This window comes from Comamonas sediminis, from assembly GCF_041107495.1.
Taxonomy (GTDB): domain Bacteria; phylum Pseudomonadota; class Gammaproteobacteria; order Burkholderiales; family Burkholderiaceae_C; genus Comamonas; species Comamonas sediminis.
Window position 1 is genome coordinate 174,104 of record NZ_JBGBDC010000003.1, and the last position, 23,310, is coordinate 197,413.

Genomic DNA, 23,310 nt, shown 5'->3' on the forward strand with positions numbered 1-23,310 from the left:
GTTGGCAGGTGGATGCGCGCAGAATGCCAGCCAGCCCAGGCAGTGCCCTGACCAAGCAAGCCACCGCCCTCTCGGCCTCTGCTGTCGTTCCCGTTGTGTTGCCACCCTGGCAAGGCAGCAAGGCGCTGGCGCCCGATGAGGGTGGCGTGCGCCAGACAGGCGTGGCGCGTGCGCTGGACGCGATGGATTCTGATGACAAGGTAACGCATCTGCTGCAGTGGAAAGCCTTGCCGTCGAGGCAGAAAGTGGCCGCCCTTCAATGGGTGGCTGCTGATGCTTATGGCCTGCGTCTGGGACTGGAGTTTTCCGCATTGCCAGCGGTGGCTGTATTCCGGCTTTATGCATCGCCCGAGGCCGCTGTCAGTTATGAAGTGACAGGCGCTGCGCTGCTGGAGCGGCTGGTTGCGGACGCACAAACTGGCAAGCGCACCTGGTGGACCCCTGATGTGGGGCCGGCGCCGGTGCTGGAGATCCTGCTGCCGGCCGCGTTGCCGACCAGCAGCCTGCAATGGGCGATGCCCCAGCTCTCCCAGATCGTCGTGCCGCCCAGCGCCAGCGAGCTGCTGAAACTGTCCGATGCCGCCGTGCCGACGGAAAAGCGCCGTCCCAATGCCTGCCAGGGGGACGTGAATTGCCAGGATGCGCTGCTCGACCAGCGTGACGCCGTCATCCGAATCTTCTATGTGAACCAGGGCCGCACGTTCCAGTGTACCGGCACCCTCGTCAACAACCCCCGCCAGGACCTGACCCCTTATGTGCTGACGGCTGCTCACTGTGTGGGAGACCAGGCGGCCGCATCCACCGTGCAGACCTCCTGGTTTTATTACTCGCAGTCGTGCAACAGCAACCAGCTGTTTGCGGGCCACACCGAGCGCTTCAGTGCAGCGCGCTGGCTGGCATCGAGCAGCGCCAATGATATGACCTTGCTGCAGCTCAATGAGGCGCCGCCCGCCGGGGCGTTGTTTGCGGGCTGGGACGCCACCGCGCTGCCGGCAGGCACTGCTGTGGCGGGCCTGCACCACCCGCACGGGGATCTGATGATGTTGGCTGCCGGCACCTCCGAGGATGACACCGCCTGCACTGTGAACGATGCCAGCAGCCGCTTGGATTGCAGCGCCCAAACGCTGAGCAATGGCGGCTTCTACCATGTGCGCTGGAGCCAGGGTGGTATCGAAGGGGGCTCGAGCGGCTCGGCCCTGTTTGTCGGTGGCCGGCTGACGGCGACCCTGACGGGCGGTGACATCTGGTGCGCCGCCAAGGATGGGCGGGCGGTGTATGGCCGGCTGGACCAGGCGTTCGCGAGCTTTGCCGCCTGGTTGGGTGCCGGCGCGGCAGTGAACAGCGATCTGCAGCTGCCCGTGTACCGCTTCCAGGTGCTGCGCTCGGGCGGAGCGTTCTATACCGTGTCTGTGCAGGAGCGTGACTGGGTGATTGCGGTGCTCTCCGATGACGTCGTTTTCGACGGCATCGCCTTCTATGCTGCGGGCCATGCGCATGACCGTCTGGTGCCCGTCCACCGCTATTTCAATCCCGAGGTGGGCGCCCATTTCTACACGACCAGCGATGCCGAGCGGCAATTTGTGCAGACCTACCACCCCCGCTGGAACTACGACGGCATTGCCTGGTGGTCGCCCGCGCAGCCGGGAGACGGGATCGTGCCTGTCTACCGCGCCTACCAATATGTGCCAGGCGTGCACCACTACAGCATGCGGATCCAGGCCCGCGATGCCTGGCTGGCCAATGCGGGGCTGTTGTATGACGGACTGGCTTATTATGTGTGGGATGCGCCCTAGGGAACCCCTGCACACCGCCCTGGCCATGCCTGCATTGACCCATGACTATCCATACCGATTCCTTCGCCGCCGCGCCCGCTCCCCGTCCTGACAACCGCGTGATTTCCGCAAGCCAGTCCTCTTCGCAGGAGGAGGTGCTCGAGCGCGCTTTGCGCCCCAAGCAGCTCGATGAGTATGTGGGGCAGGCCAAGGCACGTGAGCAGCTGGAAATCTTCATCGGGGCAGCGAAAAAGCGCAGCGAAGCGCTGGACCATGTACTGCTGTTCGGCCCGCCTGGACTGGGCAAGACAACCTTGTCGCACATCATCGCCTCCGAGCTGGGTGTGAACCTGCGCCAGACCAGTGGCCCGGTGCTGGAAAAGCCCAAGGACCTGGCCGCGCTGCTGACCAACCTGGAGCGCAACGATGTGCTCTTTATCGACGAAATCCACCGTCTGTCGCCGGTGGTCGAGGAAATCCTCTACCCGGCACTGGAGGACTACCAGATCGACATCATGATCGGCGAAGGGCCGGCGGCGCGTTCGATCAAGCTCGACCTGCAGCCTTTCACCCTGGTGGGGGCGACCACGCGCGCAGGCATGCTGACCAATCCGCTGCGCGACCGTTTTGGTATCGTCGCACGGCTGGAGTTCTACACCACGGAAGAGCTGACCAAGATTGTGATGCGCAGTGCCGGCCTGCTGAACACGCCAATCGATGACGAGGGCGGCCTGGAGATTGCCCGCCGCTCACGCGGCACGCCACGCATCGCCAACCGCTTGCTGCGCCGGGTGCGCGATTACGCCGATGTCAAGGGCAATGGCCGCATCACCCAGGAGATGGCCAGCCGCGCGCTGGCCATGCTGGATGTGGATCCGCTGGGTTTTGACATCATGGACCGCAAGTTGCTTGAAGCGGTGGTGCACCGCTTTGACGGCGGGCCGGTGGGGCTGGACAACATCGCCGCCAGCATTGGCGAGGAGCCGGGCACGATCGAGGATGTGATCGAGCCGTACCTGATCCAGCAGGGATTTTTGCAGCGCACGCCCCGCGGCCGCATGGCGACGCAGGCGGCGTACCGCCACTTGGGCCTGGTGGGTGGTGGGCCGGGTCAGGCTGCACTGGTGTAATGCATGAAGCCCCATTGCTGGGGCTTCGGGGCGGGAGCGCCTGGCTCAGCGCCCCCGGTGGGGTGGGGCGCCGGCGCTCGGTGCGTTCCACGGATTCCGTACGCTGCGGAGGGCAAGGCCCCCGCAGAACGGGCTCAAGCGGCCTTGGCGCTGCGCTTGCTGGGCGGAGCGTCGTTGCCCATGTTCTCGCGCAGGTAATCCCAGCACTCCTGGACAATGGCGCGGCGGCTGCCGTTGGCGGCGCGCGTCATCAGGCAGATGCGGCGTGACAGCAGCGGGCCCTTGAGCGGTAGGGTCACCCAGTCATCGCCATGGTGCCCCTGTGTGTACAGGCGCGAAAGCAGGCCGATGCGCAGGCCGCTTTGCACCAGCGCGTAGAGCGATTCGGTATAGCTCAGCGTTTCGGTGTGGCTGGTGCCCACGCCCTGCTGCTCGAGTACCGAGACGATCATCTCGTAGGTGCTGCCGCGTGAGAGCACGACCAGCGGCTCGTCACTGAGGTCCGCCCAGCGCAGGTCGGTCTTTTGGGCGAGGCGGTGCTTGGCGGGGATGACCGCCATCACTTCGTCCTCGGTCACGAACTGCGTCTCGACCGAAGGCGGCACAGTGAATTCCAGGCCCAGGCCGATGTCCGAGCTGCCGTTGGCAACGGATGCGAGCAGGTCGTCATTGCGCATATCGTGCAGCTGCAGATCCACCATGGGGTGGGATTGCTGCCAGATCGCCAGCCAGGGGGCCAGCAGGTGGGTGGTGGACGGGATGCAACTGATGCGCACGGTATCGGCCTGGTATTTGAGCAATTGCTGCAGATCTTGCACACCTTGCACAAAGTTGTTGATCATCCACTCCACCTGCGGACGCACGGCTTCGCCGGCCGATGTCAGGCGGACATGGTGCGTGCTGCGGTCAAACAGCGCAGTACCCAGCAGCGTTTCCAGCTCGCGGATCGCAGAAGACAGCGCCGGCTGGCTCATCGACAGCGCCTGCGCGGCACGGCTGAAGCTGCGGTGCGTCGCCACTTCCTTGAAGCAGCTCAGCTGCCGCAGCGAGGGGGTAGGCAGGGGTTTACGGGTCAGCTCGGCGTCTGGCATATAACGGTCAATACCTTTTTAGTAATCTCATAGAAGAGTCATTGAACTCGTCTATAGATGGTCTCACTACTATTAATAATGATCAAGCAATTAGTGAATTCTAAAAGTAATTAAATGTCACTCGATCAGCAGTGTTTAGGAGTGAATGCTGACATACCTTGGTATTTTATCGACTCTATGGGGCATTGCGTTTCATTTGTTTGTGTCATTGCAGAAGGCCCAGCTTGGCAACCACGCGCAGCAGCGCCGGAATGGCGCCATCCGGCGGCTTGCAGTGATGCAAAAAAGTGACAAGAGGTTCGTCGAGGAGGCGCGCAGACAGCGGCTAGTGCGTGGCTTCGTCCAGCCCTTGGGTCTGTAGATGGCTGGTGTCTCCCCAGCCCACCAGCGTCAATCCGGTGTCGGGTGTCCAGAGCAGGCGGTTAACACTGGTATTGGCAAGCTCCCAGGTGCGGGGTGCTTGGATGCCCTGGCGGGTGGCCAGGCGGTAGAGGCTGTCAAGTACGCCGCCGTGGGCGACCAACGCGATCTGCTGCCCCAGGTGGTGGGCAGCGAGTTCGGCCACGACCTGCGCCACGCGGGCCTGCAGTGCCTGCAGCGATTCGCCTTGCGGCGGGGCGAAGACCGGGTCGCGTTTGCGCCAGCGCAGCGCGGACGGCGGGTCGGACGCCTCGATCTCGGTAAAACGTGCGCCCTCGTAGTCGCCAAAGCTGCGCTCGCGCAGGGCGGCATGGGTGCTCAGCGGCGCGCCATTGGCTTGCGCCAGCGCCTGGGCGGTGTGCAGCGCGCGCTGCAGATCACTGCTGTAGATGTGGGCCAGCGGGGTGTCGGCCAGCGCCTGAGCCAGGCGCTGCGCCTGGCGCTCGCCGGTGGCATTCAGCGGTATATCGGTATGGCCCTGGATGCGGGCGGCAAGGTTCCAATCGGTCTCCCCGTGGCGAATGGCAATGATCTGGGTGCTGTGCATGCGTTCCTTGTTATGGGGTTTTGGAGCTGGACGTTGCGGGAGCGGAGCTGGCTGCAGGGGCAGCAGGGGCGGGTGCGGGCTGTTCAGCGGAGGGCGCGCCAACCGTGGTGCTGACGCGGCGCGGCCCTTGCGGCGGCTTGGGAAAGCCATTGAGCGCCGAGTCGAACAGGATCCGGTAGATCACTTGGTCATCGACCCAGACGTCCTCGTACCGGGCCGAGGTCTCGTAGACCACCTGCTGGGTCTGGACATCGCGCAAGGTCAGCTGCACCGCACGGTAGTGCAGCGAGGGGCCGGTGTCGCGCCACATCATGCCGCCGCGCCAGCCCCATCCCCATCCCCAGCCGGGTCCCATGCCCCAACCGCCATAGGGGTTGTAGGGGCTGCCGGGCATCAGCCAGCTGTCGGGAATGTAACGCGCCTGGACATCGATCTGCGCGATCACGCTGCCCTGGCGGTCGTCGCGGCGCAGGCCCACCCCGGCCAACGAGGCTTGGGCCTGTTGCACCACGGTGTCGAATTGGGGGCCGAGGGCGATCTGGGAGGGCAGCAACTGCAGCCGGTAGGTCGGGGGCGAGGGGACTTGCTGCAGTGTCGAGTAGCTCTGCACATCGCTGTCGATGGTGCGCACGCCAGCGCATCCGGCCAGCCAGAAGCTGGCGGAAGCGGCCACCGCGACCCCTGCCAGGCGTCGCAGCGCTCGCCAATTGTCCGCGGTGTGGATGGATGGAAACATCGTGCGATCTCCCGAAAAAAAAGCGCTGCGCCATAAGGACACAGCGCAGACGCTCAACGATAAACGCTTGGAGCGGCAGCGGCTGTCAGTCAGGGGCGACAAGCAGGGCTGCATGGCTCTCAATCAATGGATATCAACCCAATTGCACCACCTGCATGCCTGCGGGCAGCGAGGGGTTGGTGGGCAGGTCGTCGTGGTCGAAGGCCTTGTCGCCGTTTTCATCGGCGATGCCGGTGGGCTTGGCGTTCTGGAAGTCGAACAGCTTGGGGTCGGCCAGGTGGGTGGGCACCACGTGTTGCAGCGCGCGGAACATGTTGTTCACACGGCCGGGGTGCTTGCGGTCCCACTCGCGCAGCATGTCGCCAATCATCTGGCGCTGCAGGTTTTCCTGGCTGCCGCAGAGGTTGCAGGGGATGATGGGGAAGTCGCGGTACTGGGCCCAGCGCTCGGTGTCCTTCTCGGGCACATAGGCCAGCGGGCGGATCACCACATGCTTGCCGTCGTCGCTCACCAGCTTGGGTGGCATGGCCTTCATGATGCCGCCGTGGAACATGTTGAGCATCAGGGTCTGCACGATGTCGTCGCGGTGGTGGCCCAGCGCCACCTTGTTGCAGCCCAGCTGGTCGGCCACCTTGTACAGAATGGCGCGGCGCAGGCGCGAGCACAGGCCGCAGGTGGTCTTGCCCTCGGGCACCACGCGCTTGACGACGCTGTAGGTGTCCTGGTTCTCGATGTGGAAGTCGACGCCCACGCTTTGGAGGTACTCGGGCAGCACGTGTTCGGGAAAGCCGGGCTGCTTCTGGTCCAGGTTCACGGCCACCAGGTCGAACTTGATCGGCGCGCGGGCGCGCAGCTTCATCAGGATGTCGAGCAGGGTGTAGCTGTCCTTGCCGCCGGACATGCAGACCATCACCTTGTCGCCGTCCTCGATCATGTTGTAGTCGCCAATGGCGCGCGCCACTTCACGGCACAGGCGCTTTTCCAGCTTGTGGTTCTCGCGCTGGATCTTCAGGCGCTTCTCGTTGGAGGCCGATGCCTGTGCATCGTCGCCAGCGGCGTCATCGAAGTCCCAAGCGTTCGCGGCGGCAGGCTGGGGCTGGAGGAGTGCGGTATCGGTGGGGGCATTCATAGGTTCACCATTGTCCGGTTTCGGTGCGGATTGCAACTTCGCAATCGTCAAAAATCTCTAGCTTGGCGATCTTCACGCGAACGCCGCGCACATTGGGCAACTGCATCAGCCGCTGGGCGACCTTGCCGATCAGGGTCTCGAGCAGGTTGACGTGCTCTGCCGTGCATTCATCGATGATGATCTGGCGCACCTTGCGGTAGTCCAGCACATGCATGATGTCGTCATCGCTGGGCGCCAGCGGCTGCTGGCCCATGTTGATCTCCGCATCCACCAAGATGGGTTGCGGCGCAGTCTTCTCGTGGGCAAGGATGCCTAAATTGGCATCAAAACGCAGGCCCGTCAAGCTCAGGGTTTGCAACCCGGTGTCAAATGTCGTCATAAAAGCAGCAAGGCAGCGAAGAGCCGCTACATCATCGAAAAATCGCGGTCGAACCGCATCAGGTGCTGGCCACCGTCCACCAGCAGGCTGGTGCCGGTGATCGAGCTGTTGTCCAGCGCAAAGCGCACGGTGGCTGCCACGTCTTCTGCGGTGGAAGAGCGCCCCAGCGGGCTCATGCGGTGCAGGGCCTCGAACTTCTCGGGGCTCAGGTAGTCGCTGGTCAGGGTCAGACCCGGGGCCACGCCCACCACGCGCAGGCGCGGCGCCAGCGCCTGGGCAAGCAAGGTGTTGGCCGCCTCCAGCGCCGCCTTGCTCAAGGTGTAGCTGACGAAGTCGGGGTTCATGTTCCAGAGCTTCTGGTCCAGCAGGTTCACGACCACGCCCTGGGCCTCATCGCCCCGCTGGCAGATATGCTGGTGCAGCAACTGGGCCAGCACGATGGGTGCGGCCGTGTTGCTGCGCAGATGGCGCTCCAGTGCGGCATAGCCAAAATCGGCGGCGCCGTCGTGCTCGAACAGCGAGGCGCTGTTGACCACCGCATCGACCTGGCCCAAATGGGCCACCACCCGGGGCAGCAAGCCGCGTACCGCGGCCTCGTCCTCGAAATCCGCATCAAAATGGCCGCTCAGGCCCGACAGCGCGGCGCAATCGGCGGCAGTCTGCGCGGCCTCGGCGGCCGAGCCCCGGTAGTGCACGGCCACCTGCCAGCCATGGCGTGCCAGCCCGAGCGCAATCACCCGTCCCAGGCGCTTGGCAGCGCCGGTGACCAGTACGGTGCGTGGGGTCGAAGAAGGCATTGGCATGGCAAGCGTGCGGCAAGCGGCGACAATAGGGGGGTGAATACAGAACCCTCTAGTTTAACAATTGTGCTGGCCAGGCGCATGGCTGAGGCTATTGCCCAGGCCGGCGGCTGGATCCCGTTTGATGACTTCATGCGCATGGCGCTGTACGAGCCCGGCCTGGGCTACTACGCCAATGACCGCAGCAAGTTTGGCGTGATGCCCGAGGAGGGCAGCGACTTTGTCACCGCCCCTGAGCTGTCGCCGGTGTTTGGCGAGCTGGTGGCCGCCCAGGTCCAGGATGCCTTTGCCCATACCCAGACCAGCGAGGTCTGGGAGTTTGGCGCCGGCACCGGCGCCTTGGCCGAGCAGCTGCTGTCCACGCTGGGTCCCGCTTGCACGCGCTACACGATTGTCGATGTCTCGGGCAGCCTGCGCCTGCGCCAGCAAGAGCGCCTGGCCCGCTTTGGCGGCCAGGTGCAGTGGGCCGACAGCCTGCCCGCGCAGATGCAGGGCGTGGTTGTGGGCAACGAGGTGCTCGATGCGATGCCGGTCAAGCTCTTGCTGCGCCAGCAGGGCGTATGGCAGGAGCGCGGCGTGGTCGTCGCCAGTGCCGATGGGGACGATATCCGCTTTGGCTGGGCAGAGCGCCCCACCAGCCTGCGCCCGCCGGTGGAGCCGGAGCTGCCGCAGGAGGCCGAGTACCTGACCGAGATCCATCCGCAGGGCGAGGCCTTTGTGGCGACCCTGGCCGACCGCATCAGCCGGGGCGCGGTGCTGCTGATCGACTACGGCTTTGGCGAATCCGAGTACTACCACCCGCAGCGCCACATGGGCACCCTGGTCTGCCACCACCTGCACCAGGTCGACAGTGACCCGCTGGTGCTGGTGGGCCTGAAGGACATCACCGCCCATGTGAACTTCACCGGCATTGCGGTGGCGGCGCAGGATGCCGGCATGGATGTGCTGGGCTATACCAGCCAGGCCCATTTCCTGATCAACTGCGGTCTGGCTGCCAAGCTGGACCAGCTCGAAGTGATTGCCCGCAGCAAGGCGGCCAAGCTGATGATGGAGCACGAGATGGGTGAGTTCTTCAAGGCCATCCTGCTGAGCAAGGGCGTGGCCCCCTGGGACCCGGCCGGTTTTGTGCAAGGCGACCGCATGCACCGGCTGTAACCACTGGCGCCAGCGCAGAGCGGGGCTGGACTGGCCCGGCAGAGGCGGGCCGCAAAAAGATGGCTGCCGGTGCCAAGCCCTGACACATAACCGCTGCCGGGCGCATCCGGTCTGGTCGCGCCCGGCACTGGGCATGCAAGGCTGGCTTGTGCTGCACCGACAGACGTCGATCATCGCTGCGCTGCGTGACAGCCTCATGACGGCGCGTAATGCGGCAGCGCCCTCCCGCCCTTCATCGGTTTTCGCATAAAGATACGCGTTTTCATTCGTTTTCTGTTCGTGGCAGGGCTTCTACATTGGGCTTATCACTGGTTCGCCAAGGAAAGCCGCCATGTCCGCGCTGTTTGATGTTCTGACTGCCCACCCCTTCTTCTTCCGCCGTCCGGTGCCCGACAGCGTCAGCCAGGCGGGGGGCGCCACTGGCAGCACCCAGGCCTTCAGCCTGCGCCCGATCCAGCAGCCCGCTGGGGCCCAGACCCGTCTGGGCGTGGAGGTCGTGGGTCTGGACCTGTCCCGCCCGCTGGGCCCGGAGGATTTTGCCCGGCTGCAGCAGGCGCACCAGGACCACAGCGTGGTGGTCTACCGCAACCAGCGCATCACACCGGCTGAGCAGATTGCCTTCAGCCGCCGCTTCGGCCCGTTGCAGCGCCATGTGCTGCGCAACTACCAGCTGGCCGACCATGACGAGATCCTGATCGTCTCCAACATCATCGAAAACGGCCAGCCGGTGGGCCTGGGCGATGCCGGCGCGTACTGGCATTCCGACCTGTCCTACAAACCCCAACCGGCGATGGGATCGCTGTTGCATGCGCAGGAGTTGCCCGATGTCGGCGGCGATACCTTGTTTGCCGACCAGGTGGCCGCCTACGAGGCACTGCCCTACACCCTCAAGCAACAGCTGGTGGGCCTGCAGGCAGAGCACAGCTATCTGCTGAAATACGAGGCACTGCGCGAGCGCAATGCCTTCCGCCCCGCGCTGAGCGCCGCGCAGATTGCCGAGGTCAAGCCTGCTGTGCACCCGGTGGTGCGTACCGATCCGCAGACCGGGCGCAAGTCGCTGTTTGTCAGCGAGCATTTCACGACCCGCATCCTGGGCCTGCCCGAAGCCCGCTCTGCCGCGCTGCTGGCCGAGCTGTTCGCCCACAGCACCCAGCCGCAGTTTGTCTACCGCCACCACTGGCGTGACCGGGACATGGTGTTCTGGGACAACCGCGCCGTGCTGCATCTGGCAACCGGTGTTCCGGCCGGCCAGCGCCGCAAGCTCTACCGCACCACGATCGAAGGGGATGTGCCGGTATGAGCGCCGCCCACACCCCACAGCGCCGCCAATCGCTGTTCCTGCTGTCGCTGGCCCTGGCTGCCGCCTGTCGCTGACCGCCAGCCCAGGCCATTGCGGCCGCGCGGCCTGCCCCACCGTCAGCGGCGATTGACGCCAGCCTCCCGCAACGGCACCGCAGCCACCTGCCTCCAGGGGTGCTGCGGTGCGGACATGCGGCCCCGATTCGGTCCTCCGATCCCCCTATTTCATTGAGCACCATGACCTTTCATCCACCCTGGGCGCGCAGCCAGCCGCCGGCCAAAGACTCCGTCACCCCCCACGCCGTGGCCAACCCCTGCGTTGCCAGCCAGCGCCGCAGCAGCCTGGGCCAGGCTGGCAAACATGCGGCCGCAGTGCTGGCCGCCACGGCGGCGCTGTGGGGTGTGGGCGCGGGCAGCGCGCAGGCCGCAGAAGGCCAGCTGCGCATTGCCCAGCAGTACGGCATCGTCTACCTGCTGCTCAATGTGGCGCAGGACCAGCAGTTCATCGAAAAGCAGGGCAAGGCCCAGGGCGTCGATATCAAGGTCAGCTACCTGCAGTTCTCCGGCGGGCCGGCGGTCAACGATGCGCTGCTCTCGGGCAATGTCGACATCGCCGGCGCCGGCGTGGCGCCGCTGTTCACGCTCTGGGACCGCACCAGGGGCAAGCAGAACGTCAAGGGGGTGGCCTCGCTGGGCAACTTCCCTTATTACCTGGTGAGCAACAATCCGCAGGTCAAGACGATTGCCGACTTCACCGACAAGGACCGCATTGCCACACCGGCGGTCGGTGTGTCGGTGCAGTCGCGGGTGCTGCAATATGCCTCGGCCAAGCTCTGGGGTGAGCAGCACTACCAGCGGCTCGACAAGCTGCAGGTGGCGCTGCCACACCCCGACGCCGCAGCGGCCATCATCAAGGGTGGCACCGAGATCACTGCCCACTTTGGCAATCCGCCGTTCCAGGAAGTGGAGCTGGCCGGCAACCCCAATGCGCGCATTGTGCTCAACAGCTACGAGGTGCTGGGCGGACCCGCATCGTCCACCGTGCTCTACGCCACCGAGAAGTTCCGCCAGGAGAGCCCCAAGACCTACCGCGCCTTTGTCGATGCCCTCGATGAATCGGCCCGCTTTGTCCAGGCTAATCCCGAGCAGGCGGCTGACATCTTTTTGAAGAGCGGTGGCGGCGGCAAGGTGGACCGCAATCTGATCCTGCAGATCATCAAGAACCCGCAGGTGCAGTTCACGATCCAGCCGCAGAACACCGTGGGCCTGGGCCAGTTCCTGCAGCGGGTGGGCGTGATCAAGACCAAGCCTGAATCGGTGCGTGATTATTTCTTCGATGACGCCCGTATCTCCGGAGGGAGCTGATATGCGCTGGCCCCACGTCTTTGCGCAGGATGGCGATGTCGCCCTCTCACGTGGCAGCTGGCTGCGCAGTGCCGCCGAGCCCTATGCCAGTCTGGCTGAGGCCGAGCTGGCCGACCGCCTGGTCAGCCGTGCACACCCTGTCCCCTCGGCAGCGCCCAGCCAGGCCTTGCCCAGCCACGCCGTACAAGCGGGCGCAGCCTTGCTGGAGGTGGACCAGGTCAGCATCGACTACGTGACGGAAGAGCGCGTGCTGCGCGCCACCCACCAGGTAAGCCTGCAGGTGCATGCCGCCGAGCGCTTTGTGCTGCTGGGGGCCTCGGGCTGCGGCAAGTCGACCTTGCTCAAGGCCATGGCGGGCTTTGTGCCGGTCAGCGAAGGGGAGATCCGCCTGGGCGGCAGTCCTGTGCAAGGCCCGGGTCCGGACCGCGTGATGGTGTTCCAGGAGTTTGACCAGCTGCCACCGTGGAAGACCGTGCGCGAGAACGTGATGTTTCCGCTGCTGGCCTCGCGCCGCACCAGCAAGGCCGAGGCGCGCGAGCGCGCCGATCTCTACCTGGACAAGGTGGGGCTGAGCCGCTTTGCCGATGTGCACCCGCACCAGCTGTCAGGCGGCATGAAGCAGCGCGTAGCCATTGCCCGTGCGCTGGCGATGCACCCGCAGGTGCTGCTGATGGACGAGCCCTTTGCCGCACTGGATGCGTTGACCAGAAGGCGCATGCAGGAGGAGCTGCTGGCGCTGTGGGACGAGTTGCGCTTTACCCTCGTGTTTGTCACCCATTCGATCGAGGAGGCGCTCGTCGTGGGCAGCCGCGTCGCCATTCTGTCGCCACACCCTGGGCGTCTGCGGGCAGAAATCAATGCCCATGCCTTTGGCCTGGCCAGCGGCGGCAGTGCCGAGTTTGAAGCCGCACACCAGCGCATCCACCGGCTGCTGTTCGATGAAGACCGCGCGGGCGGCCCGCTGGTGGAAAGCACCAGCTCCAGCAACCAACCCCCCCAGGCCTTGCGCCGCGTGGCTTGACGCGACAAGCCCCCACCAGGAGTTCCGCATGGCATCCACCCCTGTTACTGCCTGGCCTGGCGATACCAAAGCCCAGGCTCCCGTGCGGCCCGAAGCCGAATACCCGCTGCCCGATGTACCGCAGCAGCTGACGGCGCGCCGTCTGCCGCTGGCCAAGCGCCTGCTGCAGCATCCGGCCTTGCGCAAGGCCATCATCCTGGTGGTGCTGGCCATCATCTGGGAGCTGGCTGCCCGCTGGCAGGACAACGACCTGCTGCTGCCCACCTTCAGCCAGACCGCTGCGACCTTGCTGCGCGACCTGGCCAATGGCGAGTTGCTGGGCAAGGCGGCGGTGTCGCTGGGCATCCTGCTGCAGGGCTACCTGCTGGGCGTGGCCGGGGCCCTGCTGCTGACCGTGCTGGCGGTTTCCAGCCAATGGGGGCGCGATGTGCTGACCACCCTGACCAGCATGTTCAACCCCTTGCCCGCCATTGCGCTGCTGCCGTTGGCACTGCTCTGGCTGGGCCTGGGCCAGGCCAGCCTGCTGGCGGTGCTGGTGCATTCGGTGCTGTGGCCGCTGGCGCTGGCCACCTATGCGGGTTTCCAGGCCGTGCCCGAGACCTTGCGCATGGCTGGCCGCAATTACGGCCTGCGCGGCGCGCGCTATGTGTTGCAGATCCTTGTGCCTGCAGCGCTGCCGTCGATCCTGTCAGGGCTCAAGATTGGCTGGGCCTTTGCGTGGCGCACCCTGATTGCTGCCGAGCTGGTGTTCGGTGCATCCTCGGGCAAGGGCGGACTGGGCTGGTACATCTTCCAAAGCCGCAACGAGCTCTACACCGACCAGGTGTTTGCCGGGCTGGCGCTGGTGATCATCATCGGCTTGCTGGTCGAGACCCTGGGCTTCCACCAACTCGAACGGGTGACCGTCAAGCGCTGGGGTGTACAGCGCTGAGCAGGTAAGGGGGCTGCCTGGTCTGTGGCGTCATCCCAACGCCGCCCCCCGTGCCGGCAGCGCTGCCGCTGTAAGACGGTGGCGATTGTTGAAGATTGGCTGATCTGCGGCATAGTATTTGCACAATCACTTATTGCATACTGATAGGTTTTGCAGTGCCTTGCCGTGCCCATTGGGGGCCGGAAGGCTTCTGCGGCGCGCCTGCGACGGACGGGGCGTGCTCCCAACGGGTATACCTATGACCAACTCTTCTCCCGATCCGGCGGTAGCGCCTGAGGCTGGCACCCCGCCAGGCCCGGGCGCACCTGCCTCAGGGCCTGCTGCGCCGGCGCCGCAAAGCAGCCAGCACTCGACCATGTCGCTGCCGGTGGTGATACCGGCACTGCTGGTGCTTACCGCCTTGCTGCTCGTCTGCGTGCTCGCGCCCGATGCAGCGGACCGCCTGTTCTCCGGCGCGCAGCGCTGGGTGGTGGCCAGTTTTGACTGGTTCTATGTGATGGCGCTGAGCGCCTTCCTGCTGTTTTTGGTCGTGCTGGCCGCCAGCCGCTATGGCGATATCCGCCTGGGGCCCGATGATGCCAAGCCCGAGTTCAGCTTTGTCTCCTGGTCGTCGATGCTGTTTGCCGCCGGCATGGGCATTGGCCTGATGTACTTTGGCGTGGGCGAGCCGCTGCAGCATTTCCTCAATCCAGCCACTCAGGAGCCGGGCACGCCCGCCGCCGCCCGCGAGGCGATGGAGGCCACCTTCTTCCACTGGGGTTTCCATGCCTGGGCCGTCTACGGCACGATGGGCCTGGTGCTGGCCTATTTCGGCTTTCGCTACAACCTGCCGCTGACCATGCGCTCGGGCCTGTACCCGCTGCTGCGCGACCGCATCAACGGGCCCATCGGCCATGGCGTGGACGCGTTTGCCTTGGTCGGCACGATCGCCGGTATTGCGACGACGCTGGGCTATGGCGCACGCCAGATTGCTGCCGGTATCCACACCTTGACCGGCTGGGAAACGGAGAGCTCGGGCTTTCTGGTGACCATCATCGTCGTCGTGGTGACCCTCGCCAGCCTGTCGGCCCTGCTGGGCGTCGACAAAGGTGTGCGGCGCCTGAGCGAGTTCAACATGCTGTTGTCGGTGCTGCTGCTGAGCTTTGTCGTGATCGCCGGCCCCACGGCCCATATCTTCAAGGCCTTGAGTGAGAACATCGGCAACTACCTGCAGGGCCTGTTGGGCATGTCGCTGCGCACCTTTGCCTATGCGCCGTCGCGCGAAGAGGGCTGGTTTGGCGGCTGGACGATTCTGTACTGGGCCTGGTGGGTGAGCTGGTCGCCCTTTGTCGGCATGTTCATCGCCCGCATCTCGCGCGGCCGCACGGTGCGTGAGTTTGTCATCGGCGTGCTGCTGGTGCCCACCGCCTTCAACCTGCTGTGGATGACCGCGTTTGGCAACAGCGCGATCTGGACGGACACCCATGTCGCCGCCGGCGCGCTCGCGCAGACCGCGACCAATGTCGATGCCTTGCTGTTCCGCTTCTTCGAGTACCTGCCCTGGGTCAAACCGGTGTCGTGGCTGGCGGTGTTGCTGATCGGTGTGTTCTTCATCACATCGGCCGACTCGGGCGCGCTGGTGGTCAACTCCATCGCTTCGCGCGGCAACAACGAATCGCCCGTGTGGCAACGCCTGTTCTGGTGTGTGCTGCTGGGCGTTACCTCGATCGTGCTGCTGCTCGCCGGCGGCTTGGGCGCGCTGCAGGCCGTCACGCTGGTGGCCGCCTTGCCGGTGGCAGTGATCATGCTGGTGCTGTGCATCGGCCTGTGGCGCGGCATGGTCGCCGACCTGGCCCATTACTCCCCCGACCTGGCGCCTGCCACCAACTTCTGGAGCGGCCAGCACTGGCGCAAGCGCCTGGAGCAGATCGTGCACCAGCCGCTCAAGGCGGATGTGCAGCGCTTTTTGCGCGCCACCGTCCTGCCTGCGATGCATGAGGTGTCCGCCGAGATGCAAAAGCGCGGACTGCAGGCGCATGTGCATGAAAGCCTGGAGGGCGAGGGCGACAGCGAAGTGCGTCTGGTGGTGCCGGTGGAAAAGCTGCGCGACTTTGTCTACGGCGTGCGTACCGTGCGCCGCGCGATACCCACCTTCACGGTGCGCGAGAGTGCGGGCAGCAAGGAGCGGCGTTATATGTACGAGCCCATTACCTTCTTTGAAGATGGGCGGTCGGGGTATGACGTGCAGTATTTGCGCAGCGAGGAGCTTATCGCCGATATTCTCCGCCAGTACGAGCGCTATCTCTCCCTCAGCGCAGACAAGAGAACCCAACTCCTAAACCGAGCACCAGGACACACAGACCCGGTGTAAATGTTCTTCTCTGGCCACCTTTGGGTGGCCTTTTTCTTGGCTATTTGTTGTGGGGTGACTGCTCTGGCGGCGCCTTCTTTGGCGGGGGCGTAGATAGTTCTCGTTTTGGGGTGGCGATATGGGCGCGCAGGCTTTGTTGCGGGGGCTTGCCATACAGGCGTATTGTCTGCGCCCCCGGCGTCGCGCCTGCGCGCCCATCTCGCCATTGGTGGTGGTGGTTCAGGCGCTGCGCTCGCTGCCTTGTGGGGTGTTTTGAAGTCCAATCCGCTGTTGGGTGGGCTGCCCTGGCGGTGCTGTTGTTGTTTGGGGCTTTGGCAGTTTTCATTTTGGGGTGGCGATATGGGCGCGCAGGCTTTGTTGCGGGGGCTTGCCATACAGGCGTATTGTCTGCGCCTCCGACGCCGCGCCTACGCGCCCATCTCGCCATTGGTGGTGGTGGTTCGGGCGCTGCGCTCGCTGCATGGGTGGCTGTTTTGAACAGCCAACGCGTTAGGTTCTTTGGGTGGTTCCGGCAATCGCGGACAATGGCGGCTTCTTGGCCGTCTTTGCTTTTTGCAGCCCTTGTCATGTCCTCTTGCCTGTTCACCCACGCCCATGTTTTTACCGGCCGCAGCGAGAGCGATTTCGCGACGGCTTTTGTGGTGGCGGATGGGGTGGTGCGCTGGGTGGGGCATGTGGGCGATGCGGCGCAGCCGGCAGCGGATCGGCAGGTGGACTTGCAGGGGAGGACGGTGGTGCCGGGGTTTGTGGATGTGCATACGCATCCCACGTTCTTGTCGCAGATCGTCGATGCGGTGCCTTGCACGGTGCCGCTGGTCGAAGACATTCCGGGGCTGATTGCGGCGCTGAAGCAGCACCCCAAGGCGGGGCTCGGACCCAATGACTGGATTGAGGGCTGGGGCTATGACGAGTCCAAGCTGAAGGAAGGGCGCACGCCAACGCGCCATGACCTGGATCTGGTGTCGGCCACGCAGCCGGTCTACGTGGGCCGCTCCGATTGCCACTCGGGTATTTGCAACAGCCGTGCGCTGGCGCTGGCGGGCATTGGCAGGGACACGCCCGACCCCATCGGTGGCCACTTTGGCCGCGATGCCGATGGCTCGCCCAATGGCGTGCTGACCGAGCTGGCGGCCAACAGTGTGGTGCAGCGCGCCAAGGCGGTGCTGGACTATGCGCAGGCCGTGGGCAGCCTGGCGCGCACCTCGCAGCGCTTCAGCGAGCGCGGCATTGTTGCGGTGACCGACATGATGGCCTTCACCCAGCCCTTCCACCACCTCGATGTCTACCGCGATGCCGCGCAAGCCGGCTTCAAACAGCAGGCAGCGCTGTATTTTTCCTGGGAGCCTTGCAAGGGCGACCTGTTGGCAGGGCTGCAGGCCGCGCAAAAGGATGGCCGCATCAAGATCGCCGGCATCAAGCTGTTTGCCGATGGCTCCATCTCCGGCAAGACGGCCTGGTGCAGCTGTGCCTACAAGCACACGGGCAGCCTGTTTGGCATGTCCTTGCTCAGCAGCGCGGCACTGGCGCAGGCCTATGAATGGTCGGTGGCCAACGGCGCGCAGATGGCCGTGCATGCGATGGGCGATGCGGCCCTGCAGCTGGTGATCGACTTCTTTGCCGATAAAAAGCCCTGGCTGCCCGCCGGCGTGCCTTCCGTGCGGCTGGAGCATGCCACCTTGCTCAAGCCCGCGCAGATCGCGCAGATGAACGCCATGCCGATGCAGTGGGGCGTGGCCACGCAGATCATCTTCATGTTTGCCGAGTACGAGGCCTATACCGAAAACCTGGTGGCATCGGAGTTCGACCAGTCCTATGCGCTCAAGACCTTCTACGAGGAGATCGACCATATCGCGCTGTCGTCCGACGCGCCGGCCACCACCTGGGCCGATCCGGACAATGTCTTTGTCTCCATCCAGGCCGCCGTGCAGCGCCGCGCCTACAACGGCGCCCCCATTGTGGACAGCCAGGCGCTGACCGTGCCGCAGGCCCTGCTGCTCTACACTGCACGCGCGGCCAGCCTGTCGCCGTTCGAGGGCCGGCTCGGCCAGATTGCCCCCGGCTTTGAAGCCAGCTTTGCGGTGCTGGACCGCGATATCTTCACGGTGCCCGCCGCCGACATTGGCAGCCTGCGCGTGCAGGAGACCTGGATTGCCGGCGAGCAGGTGTACCGCGCCGCATGATGAGCGCTCTGGCCCTTATTCCTATGGAGGCCTTGCGATGATCCGCTGGCTGATTGTGATTTTCCTGGCGCTGCTGCTGCTCAACGGCTTTGCGGCCCTGCTGCGCAAGCTGGGGCTGGGGCGCTTGCCGGGGGATTTTGAGATCCGGCTGTTTGGCAGAACCTTGTGGCTGCCGATTGCAACCACGGTGGTGTTGAGTCTGCTGGCGGCCGGGATTGCGCGCTGGCTGTAAATAATTTCCCGTGGAGGTGCAGCGACGGTGCTGCGCCGCCGCATTGTCATGGTTGTAAGCGAATCCAGGGAGTGGATGCTTCGCTTTCGCTGGAAGCGGCTTGTCAGCTAAGGGAAAGCTTGTAAACAAATTGTCATCCCGCTTTCATACACTGGCGCGATGTCAAGCATTGAGTTACGGCAGGTTGCCAAATCCTGGGGCAGCACCACGGCGCTGCATTCGGTCGATCTGCAGATCGCGCCGGGCAGCTTTTGTGTGCTGCTCGGCCCCTCGGGCTGCGGCAAATCGACGACCCTGCGCATCATTGCCGGGCTGGAGACGGCCAGTGCCGGCCAGGTGCTGATTGGAGGGCGCGATGTGACCGAACTGCCCCCTGCGCAGCGCGGCATTGCGATGGTGTTCCAGAACTATGCGCTGTTCCCGCATCTGTCGGTGGCCGAGAACATCGGCTTTGGGTTGGCGGTGCGCAAGGTGCCCAGGGCCGAGGCTGACAAGCGCTTGAAGGATGCGGCCGGGCTGCTGGGCCTGGCGCACCTGCTGGACCGCAAGCCGGGCCAGCTCTCGGGCGGCCAGCAGCAGCGTGTGGCGCTCGGCCGGGCACTGGTGGCGCAGGCCCATGTCTGCCTGATGGATGAGCCGCTGTCGAACCTGGATGCCCAGCTGCGCCAGGAGATGCGTGCCGAGCTGCGCGAGCTGCAGCAGCGCCTGGGGCTGACCGTTGTCTATGTCACCCATGACCAGACCGAAGCGATGAGCATGGCCGACCAGGTGGTGCTGCTGCACCAGGGCCGGGTCGAGCAATGCGCGACCCCGCGCGAGATGTACGCCCGCCCCGCCAGCACCTTTGCGGCACGCTTCATCGGCACACCGGCGATGAATTTGCTGCGGCTCAGCGATGGCGCGATTGCCGGCAGCCAGGTGCAGGTGCCGGCGCCGGCCGGTGCTGCGGCACTGGGCTTGCGGCCCGAGGCGGTGCAGTGCCTGGCAGCCGAAGGCGTAGATGCGCAGGTGATCGGCCTGGAATACCTGGGCGCCGATGTGGTGCTGCGTTGCGCGATTGGCAGCGAGCAGATCACGGTGCGCGCACCCGGCCAGCAGGCAGCGGCCGTGGGGCAGGCGCTGCGCCTGGCCTGGCGTGCGGAAGACATGCATTTCTTCGATGCCGATGGCCTGCGCATGGCCTGAGGTGACCCTTTTTTTCTTTGACTGGTCTGTTTGAGCAGCGCCTGCAGGCAGGCGCTCAACCCGAGGAGTGATTCCGTGCAACGCAATATGTTTTTGAAGACCCTGGCCGCATCGGCCGCCGCCATGCTCGGCCTGGGTGCGGGCCTCGCGCATGCGGCCGATCCGCTGGAAGTGCCTTTCTACTACCCCGTGGCCGTGGGCGGGCCGATCACCAAGGTGATCGATGGCTACGCCAATGACTTCAACAAGGCGCATCCGCAGTACAAGATCACGCCGATCTACGCGGGCACCTACCAGGAAACCATTGTCAAGGCGCTCACCGCCAACAAGTCGGGCAAGGCACCGGCCACCTCGGTGCTGCTGTCGACCGACATGTTTACGCTGATCGACGACGACGCCATCGTGCCGATCGACGACTTCGCGAAGACCGATGCCGACAAGGCCTGGCTCAAGGGCTTCTACCCCGCCTTCATGGCCAACAGCCAGACGGGTGGCAAGACCTGGGGCGTGCCTTTCCAGCGCTCCACCGTGGTGATGTACTACAACAAGGACGCCTTCAAGGAGGCCGGCCTGGACCCGAACAAGGCCCCTGCCACCTGGAAGGAGCTGAGCGAGGCGGCCAGGAAGCTCACCAAGAAAGACGCCAGCGGCAATGTGACCCAGTACGGCATCCAGATCCCATCGACCGGATTTGCCTACTGGATGCTGCAAACCCTGACCACCCCCAATGATGTGTTGCTGGCCAACGAGGCGGGCACCAAGGTGACCTTTGACAACCCCAAGGTGATCGAGGCGCTGGACTACTGGGTCAACCTGACGAAGGAAGGCGTGCACCCCAAGGGCGTGATCGAGTGGGGCACGACGCCGAAGGACTTTTTGGAAAAAAAGGCCGCGATCATCGTCACCACCACCGGCAACCTGACCAATATCAAGGCCAATGCCAAGTTCGATTTCGGGGTTGGCCAGATCGCCGGCCATGTGCGCAAGGGCGGCTCGCCCACCGGTGGCGGCAACTTCTACATCTTCAAGAAGGCACCCAAGGAGCAGCAGCAGGCCGCTTTCGAATTTGCCAAGTGGGTGACCCAGCCCGAGCGCGCTGCGCAGTGGAGCATGGACAGCGGATATGTGGCCGTATCGCCTGCGGCCTATGACACGCCGGCGCTGAAGAAATACGGCCAGGAGTTCCCGCAGGCGCTGGTCGCCCGCGACCAGTTGCCCGTCTCGGTGGCCGAGTTCTCCACGCATGACAACCAGCGTGTGACCAAGGTGCTGAACGACGCGGTGCAGGCTGCGCTGAACGGCACCAAGACCTCGGCGCAGGCGATGAAGGATGCGCAGAAGGAAGCCGACCGCATCCTGCGCAGCTACCAGTAAAGCCGTACCCGGCGTGGCCCGCTTGCAGGCCATGCCGGGGCAGCGTGGGGGAACCATCCCGCCCCATTGAGAGACACCCAACGCATGAGCGCTTCTTCCTCGTCCATGGCCGGCAGCGGCCAGCGCAGCATCCACGCCTGGTTGCTGCTGCTGCCTGCGCTGGTGCTGCTGGTCGCCTTCACCCACTGGCCCGCAGTGGCGACCTTGATCGACAGCTTTTACTCCACCCCCAAGGGCGCGCGTGCCGCAGTGTGGGTGGGGGCCGAGAACTACCAGGCCATGGCCGAGGACCCGGTGTTCTGGCAGGCGGTGCGCAACAACCTCTGGTTTGCGGCGGCCACGATTCCCGCCTCCATCGGCCTGGCGCTACTGATGGCCGTCTGGGTGAACGAGCGCATCGCCGGGCGCACCTTTGTGCGCATGGCGTATTTCACGCCCACGGTGCTGCCGATGATTGCGGTGGCCAATATCTGGCTGTTCTTCTACACGCCGCAGTACGGCCTGCTGGAGCAGGTCACCGGCGCGCTGGGCCTGCCGTCGCACAACTGGCTGGGCAGCCCGTCCACCGCGCTGGGAGCGATCACCCTGGTGGCGGTGTGGAAGGAAGCCGGTTTTTTCATGATCTTCTACCTGGCAGCGCTGCAAACGCTCAACCCCAGCCTGAAGGAAGCAGCCGCGATCGAGGGTGCCTCGCGCTGGTACTTCTTCCGCCGGGTGCAGTGGCCGCTGCTGATGCCGACCACGGTGTTCGTGCTGGTCAATGCGGTGATCAATGCCTTCCGCCTGGTGGACCATGTGTTCATCCTGACGCGGGGCGGCCCGGACAATGCCACCACCTTGCTGCTCTACCACCTGTATGAGGTGGGCTTCAAGTTCTGGGACACGGCCTATGCAGCGGCCATCACCGTGGTGCTGGTGGTCGTACTGTCCAGCGTGGCGCTGTTCCAGTTTTTTGTGCTGGACAAGAAGGTGCACTACCAATGAGCCGCAGCCAAGCCCCTGCCGTTATCTACCGCCATACCTGGCTGGACACCGTTGCCGCCTGGCTGCTGGCGCTGCTGTGGATTCTGCCGCTGGCCTATGCGTTCTGGACCGCCTTCCACCCCAGCGACTACGCGATCCGCTTTGACCTGAGCGCCCCCTGGACCTTGCAGAACTTCCGCAAGGCCTGGGATGCCGCACCGTTTGCGCGCTACTTTCTGAACACGAGCTTGCTGGTGGCTCTCATCCTGGCGGCGCAGTTGCTGCTGTCCACCTTGGCGGCCTTTGCGTTTGCGCGCTACCAGTTCCGGGGCAAGAACATCGCCTTCGCGCTGGTGCTGGTGCAGCTGATGATCATGCCCGACATCCTGCTGGTGGAGAACTACCAGACCATGGCCAGGCTCGGTCTGGTCGATACCTTGTTCGCGATTGGCCTGCCGTACTTTGCCTCGGCCTTTGCAATCTTCCTGCTGCGCCAGACCTTCATGGGCATCCCCAAAGAGCTGGACGAGGCCGCGCGTGTCGAAGGGGCCAGCACCTTGCAGATTCTCTGGCGCGTCTATGTGCCGCTGGCCCGGCCGGTCTACACCGCCTTTGCGCTGGTGTCGGTGAGCTTTCACTGGAACAATTTTCTCTGGCCGCTGATCATCACCAACAGCGTGGAATCGCGCCCGCTCACCGTCGGGCTGCAGGTGTTCTCCAGCGTGGAGCAGGGCGTGGACTGGTCCACCATCACCGCGGCGACCTTGATGACCTCGGCGCCGCTGCTGATCGGCTTTATCCTGTTCCAGCGCCAGTTTGTGCAGAGCTTTATGCGGGCTGGGATCAAGTAAGGCGGCGCTCTTGGGGGAAGTCCGTTCCACAGAGCCGTCAATGTCCGCAAAGGATCGGGCTGGCGTGGTGCTGTAAGTCAGGAATATCGCGCGTGCCGCGCAGTGGGATGCGCAGCTGCCATGCCTGAAGGAGCAGACCCGTTTGCCACGGTTGCGTGGCAGCGTTTGCCGCCTTGCGGCTGGAGTTGGGTGCCATCCCGGCCGCGACCGCCGGCCGCATCCGCGTCACCACGCCGCGTCAGGGGCGCAAGAACGTGGCACTGCGTTCTTTGTCATGTGCCATCGCTGCAGGCTGCCTGCGCCCGCGCCAGCGGTCTGGGTGGAGCGATGTTCCACGTGGCCTGGACCGGCCCCGGCTACAGCGCCTGCAATGCGAATGTATTCCAGCTGCGTGGGGACG

General features: G+C 64.8%; 20 protein-coding genes. 14 read left to right on the forward strand and 6 right to left on the reverse strand.

The genetic code is table 11. The annotated features are described in order from the left end of the window. Nucleotides 1–23: 23 nt before the first annotated feature. Together AB7A72_RS08450 and ruvB are read left to right on the forward strand one after the other, a co-directional pair. Nucleotides 24–1,793, forward strand: coding sequence for a trypsin-like peptidase domain-containing protein (locus AB7A72_RS08450; protein WP_369459628.1), 1,770 nt, complete (start codon nucleotides 24–26; stop codon nucleotides 1,791–1,793). Between the two features lie 41 nt (nucleotides 1,794–1,834). Beyond that, a complete protein-coding gene (gene ruvB, locus AB7A72_RS08455; RefSeq protein ID WP_369459629.1) occupies nucleotides 1,835–2,902 on the forward strand; it encodes a Holliday junction branch migration DNA helicase RuvB in 1,068 nt (355 codons plus the stop codon). A gap of 134 nt (nucleotides 2,903–3,036) precedes the next feature. On the opposite strand, the gene AB7A72_RS08460 is transcribed toward ruvB, so the two are convergent. The 6 genes from AB7A72_RS08460 to AB7A72_RS08485 all read right to left on the reverse strand — a co-directional run bounded on the left by AB7A72_RS08460 (nucleotide 3,037) and on the right by AB7A72_RS08485 (nucleotide 8,007). Then, the gene (locus AB7A72_RS08460) at nucleotides 3,037–3,993 is read right to left on the reverse strand and encodes a LysR family transcriptional regulator (protein WP_239809619.1); all 957 of its coding nucleotides are present in this window, start codon (nucleotides 3,991–3,993) and stop codon (nucleotides 3,037–3,039) included. 325 nt (nucleotides 3,994–4,318) lie between these two features. Continuing rightward, nucleotides 4,319–4,960 carry a histidine phosphatase family protein gene (locus AB7A72_RS08465; RefSeq protein WP_369459630.1) on the reverse strand — a complete coding sequence of 214 codons (642 nt, stop codon included), beginning with the start codon at nucleotides 4,958–4,960 and terminating at the stop codon, nucleotides 4,319–4,321. Nucleotides 4,961–4,970: 10 nt separating this feature from the next. Beyond that, nucleotides 4,971–5,696, reverse strand: coding sequence for a hypothetical protein (locus AB7A72_RS08470; protein ID WP_239809617.1), 726 nt, complete (start codon nucleotides 5,694–5,696; stop codon nucleotides 4,971–4,973). A gap of 133 nt (nucleotides 5,697–5,829) precedes the next feature. Further along, entirely contained in the window at nucleotides 5,830–6,825 is a 996-nt protein-coding gene (gene ttcA, locus AB7A72_RS08475) for a tRNA 2-thiocytidine(32) synthetase TtcA (RefSeq protein ID WP_239809616.1), read from the reverse strand. A 4-nt stretch (nucleotides 6,826–6,829) separates the two neighbouring features. Further along, the gene (locus AB7A72_RS08480; protein ID WP_116926667.1) at nucleotides 6,830–7,204 is read right to left on the reverse strand and encodes a dihydroneopterin aldolase; all 375 of its coding nucleotides are present in this window, start codon (nucleotides 7,202–7,204) and stop codon (nucleotides 6,830–6,832) included. 26 nt (nucleotides 7,205–7,230) lie between these two features. Then, a complete protein-coding gene (locus tag AB7A72_RS08485) occupies nucleotides 7,231–8,007 on the reverse strand; it encodes an SDR family oxidoreductase (protein WP_369459631.1) in 777 nt (258 codons plus the stop codon). 78 nt (nucleotides 8,008–8,085) lie between these two features. On the opposite strand from AB7A72_RS08485, the gene AB7A72_RS08490 reads away from it, so the two are divergent. The 12 genes from AB7A72_RS08490 (at nucleotide 8,086) to AB7A72_RS08545 (ending at nucleotide 22,910) form a co-directional block, all read left to right on the forward strand. Further along, nucleotides 8,086–9,159 (forward strand): class I SAM-dependent methyltransferase, encoded by a 1,074-nt coding sequence (locus tag AB7A72_RS08490; protein WP_239809614.1) that lies wholly within the window; start codon nucleotides 8,086–8,088, stop codon nucleotides 9,157–9,159. Nucleotides 9,160–9,490: 331 nt separating this feature from the next. Then, nucleotides 9,491–10,459: a TauD/TfdA dioxygenase family protein gene (locus tag AB7A72_RS08495; protein WP_369459632.1), complete on the forward strand. Its 969-nt coding sequence runs from the start codon at nucleotides 9,491–9,493 to the stop codon at nucleotides 10,457–10,459. A gap of 236 nt (nucleotides 10,460–10,695) precedes the next feature. Next, nucleotides 10,696–11,823, forward strand: coding sequence for an ABC transporter substrate-binding protein (locus AB7A72_RS08500; RefSeq protein WP_312411340.1), 1,128 nt, complete (start codon nucleotides 10,696–10,698; stop codon nucleotides 11,821–11,823). A gap of 1 nt (nucleotide 11,824) precedes the next feature. Beyond that, nucleotides 11,825–12,844 (forward strand): ABC transporter ATP-binding protein, encoded by a 1,020-nt coding sequence (locus tag AB7A72_RS08505; protein WP_369459633.1) that lies wholly within the window; start codon nucleotides 11,825–11,827, stop codon nucleotides 12,842–12,844. 28 nt (nucleotides 12,845–12,872) lie between these two features. Continuing rightward, a complete protein-coding gene (locus tag AB7A72_RS08510; protein WP_230780819.1) occupies nucleotides 12,873–13,775 on the forward strand; it encodes an ABC transporter permease in 903 nt (300 codons plus the stop codon). A gap of 355 nt (nucleotides 13,776–14,130) precedes the next feature. Then, the gene (locus AB7A72_RS08515; RefSeq protein ID WP_369459825.1) at nucleotides 14,131–16,125 is read left to right on the forward strand and encodes a BCCT family transporter; all 1,995 of its coding nucleotides are present in this window, start codon (nucleotides 14,131–14,133) and stop codon (nucleotides 16,123–16,125) included. 566 nt (nucleotides 16,126–16,691) lie between these two features. Continuing rightward, a complete protein-coding gene (locus tag AB7A72_RS08520; RefSeq protein ID WP_369459634.1) occupies nucleotides 16,692–18,305 on the forward strand; it encodes an amidohydrolase in 1,614 nt (537 codons plus the stop codon). A 37-nt stretch (nucleotides 18,306–18,342) separates the two neighbouring features. Further along, nucleotides 18,343–18,537: a DUF2905 family protein gene (locus tag AB7A72_RS08525; RefSeq protein WP_021028510.1), complete on the forward strand. Its 195-nt coding sequence runs from the start codon at nucleotides 18,343–18,345 to the stop codon at nucleotides 18,535–18,537. Between the two features lie 159 nt (nucleotides 18,538–18,696). Further along, nucleotides 18,697–19,722, forward strand: coding sequence for an ABC transporter ATP-binding protein (locus tag AB7A72_RS08530; RefSeq protein ID WP_312411324.1), 1,026 nt, complete (start codon nucleotides 18,697–18,699; stop codon nucleotides 19,720–19,722). A gap of 87 nt (nucleotides 19,723–19,809) precedes the next feature. After that, complete coding sequence (locus tag AB7A72_RS08535) at nucleotides 19,810–21,096, forward strand: ABC transporter substrate-binding protein (RefSeq protein WP_407064966.1); 1,287 nt, start codon at nucleotides 19,810–19,812, stop codon at nucleotides 21,094–21,096. Nucleotides 21,097–21,180: 84 nt separating this feature from the next. Beyond that, the gene (locus AB7A72_RS08540) at nucleotides 21,181–22,080 is read left to right on the forward strand and encodes a carbohydrate ABC transporter permease (protein ID WP_239809606.1); all 900 of its coding nucleotides are present in this window, start codon (nucleotides 21,181–21,183) and stop codon (nucleotides 22,078–22,080) included. Further along, the gene (locus AB7A72_RS08545; RefSeq protein ID WP_239809605.1) at nucleotides 22,077–22,910 is read left to right on the forward strand and encodes a carbohydrate ABC transporter permease; all 834 of its coding nucleotides are present in this window, start codon (nucleotides 22,077–22,079) and stop codon (nucleotides 22,908–22,910) included. Before AB7A72_RS08540 ends, AB7A72_RS08545 begins: the two co-directional genes overlap by 4 nt. The last annotated feature ends 400 nt before the right edge of the window (nucleotides 22,911–23,310 follow it).

Coding starts and splice junctions, on each gene's coding strand:
- AB7A72_RS08450 (WP_369459628.1), top strand. CDS start 24: ATGCCAGCCAGCCCAGGCAGTGCCCTGACCAAGCAAGCCACCGCCCTC.
- ruvB (WP_369459629.1), top strand. CDS start 1,835: ATGACTATCCATACCGATTCCTTCGCCGCCGCGCCCGCTCCCCGTCCT.
- AB7A72_RS08460 (WP_239809619.1), bottom strand. CDS start 3,993: ATGCCAGACGCCGAGCTGACCCGTAAACCCCTGCCTACCCCCTCGCTG.
- AB7A72_RS08465 (WP_369459630.1), bottom strand. CDS start 4,960: ATGCACAGCACCCAGATCATTGCCATTCGCCACGGGGAGACCGATTGG.
- AB7A72_RS08470 (WP_239809617.1), bottom strand. CDS start 5,696: ATGTTTCCATCCATCCACACCGCGGACAATTGGCGAGCGCTGCGACGC.
- ttcA (WP_239809616.1), bottom strand. CDS start 6,825: ATGAATGCCCCCACCGATACCGCACTCCTCCAGCCCCAGCCTGCCGCC.
- AB7A72_RS08480 (WP_116926667.1), bottom strand. CDS start 7,204: ATGACGACATTTGACACCGGGTTGCAAACCCTGAGCTTGACGGGCCTG.
- AB7A72_RS08485 (WP_369459631.1), bottom strand. CDS start 8,007: ATGCCAATGCCTTCTTCGACCCCACGCACCGTACTGGTCACCGGCGCT.
- AB7A72_RS08490 (WP_239809614.1), top strand. CDS start 8,086: ATGGCTGAGGCTATTGCCCAGGCCGGCGGCTGGATCCCGTTTGATGAC.
- AB7A72_RS08495 (WP_369459632.1), top strand. CDS start 9,491: ATGTCCGCGCTGTTTGATGTTCTGACTGCCCACCCCTTCTTCTTCCGC.
- AB7A72_RS08500 (WP_312411340.1), top strand. CDS start 10,696: ATGACCTTTCATCCACCCTGGGCGCGCAGCCAGCCGCCGGCCAAAGAC.
- AB7A72_RS08505 (WP_369459633.1), top strand. CDS start 11,825: ATGCGCTGGCCCCACGTCTTTGCGCAGGATGGCGATGTCGCCCTCTCA.
- AB7A72_RS08510 (WP_230780819.1), top strand. CDS start 12,873: ATGGCATCCACCCCTGTTACTGCCTGGCCTGGCGATACCAAAGCCCAG.
- AB7A72_RS08515 (WP_369459825.1), top strand. CDS start 14,131: ATGTCGCTGCCGGTGGTGATACCGGCACTGCTGGTGCTTACCGCCTTG.
- AB7A72_RS08520 (WP_369459634.1), top strand. CDS start 16,692: ATGTCCTCTTGCCTGTTCACCCACGCCCATGTTTTTACCGGCCGCAGC.
- AB7A72_RS08525 (WP_021028510.1), top strand. CDS start 18,343: ATGATCCGCTGGCTGATTGTGATTTTCCTGGCGCTGCTGCTGCTCAAC.
- AB7A72_RS08530 (WP_312411324.1), top strand. CDS start 18,697: ATGTCAAGCATTGAGTTACGGCAGGTTGCCAAATCCTGGGGCAGCACC.
- AB7A72_RS08535 (WP_407064966.1), top strand. CDS start 19,810: ATGTTTTTGAAGACCCTGGCCGCATCGGCCGCCGCCATGCTCGGCCTG.
- AB7A72_RS08540 (WP_239809606.1), top strand. CDS start 21,181: ATGAGCGCTTCTTCCTCGTCCATGGCCGGCAGCGGCCAGCGCAGCATC.
- AB7A72_RS08545 (WP_239809605.1), top strand. CDS start 22,077: ATGAGCCGCAGCCAAGCCCCTGCCGTTATCTACCGCCATACCTGGCTG.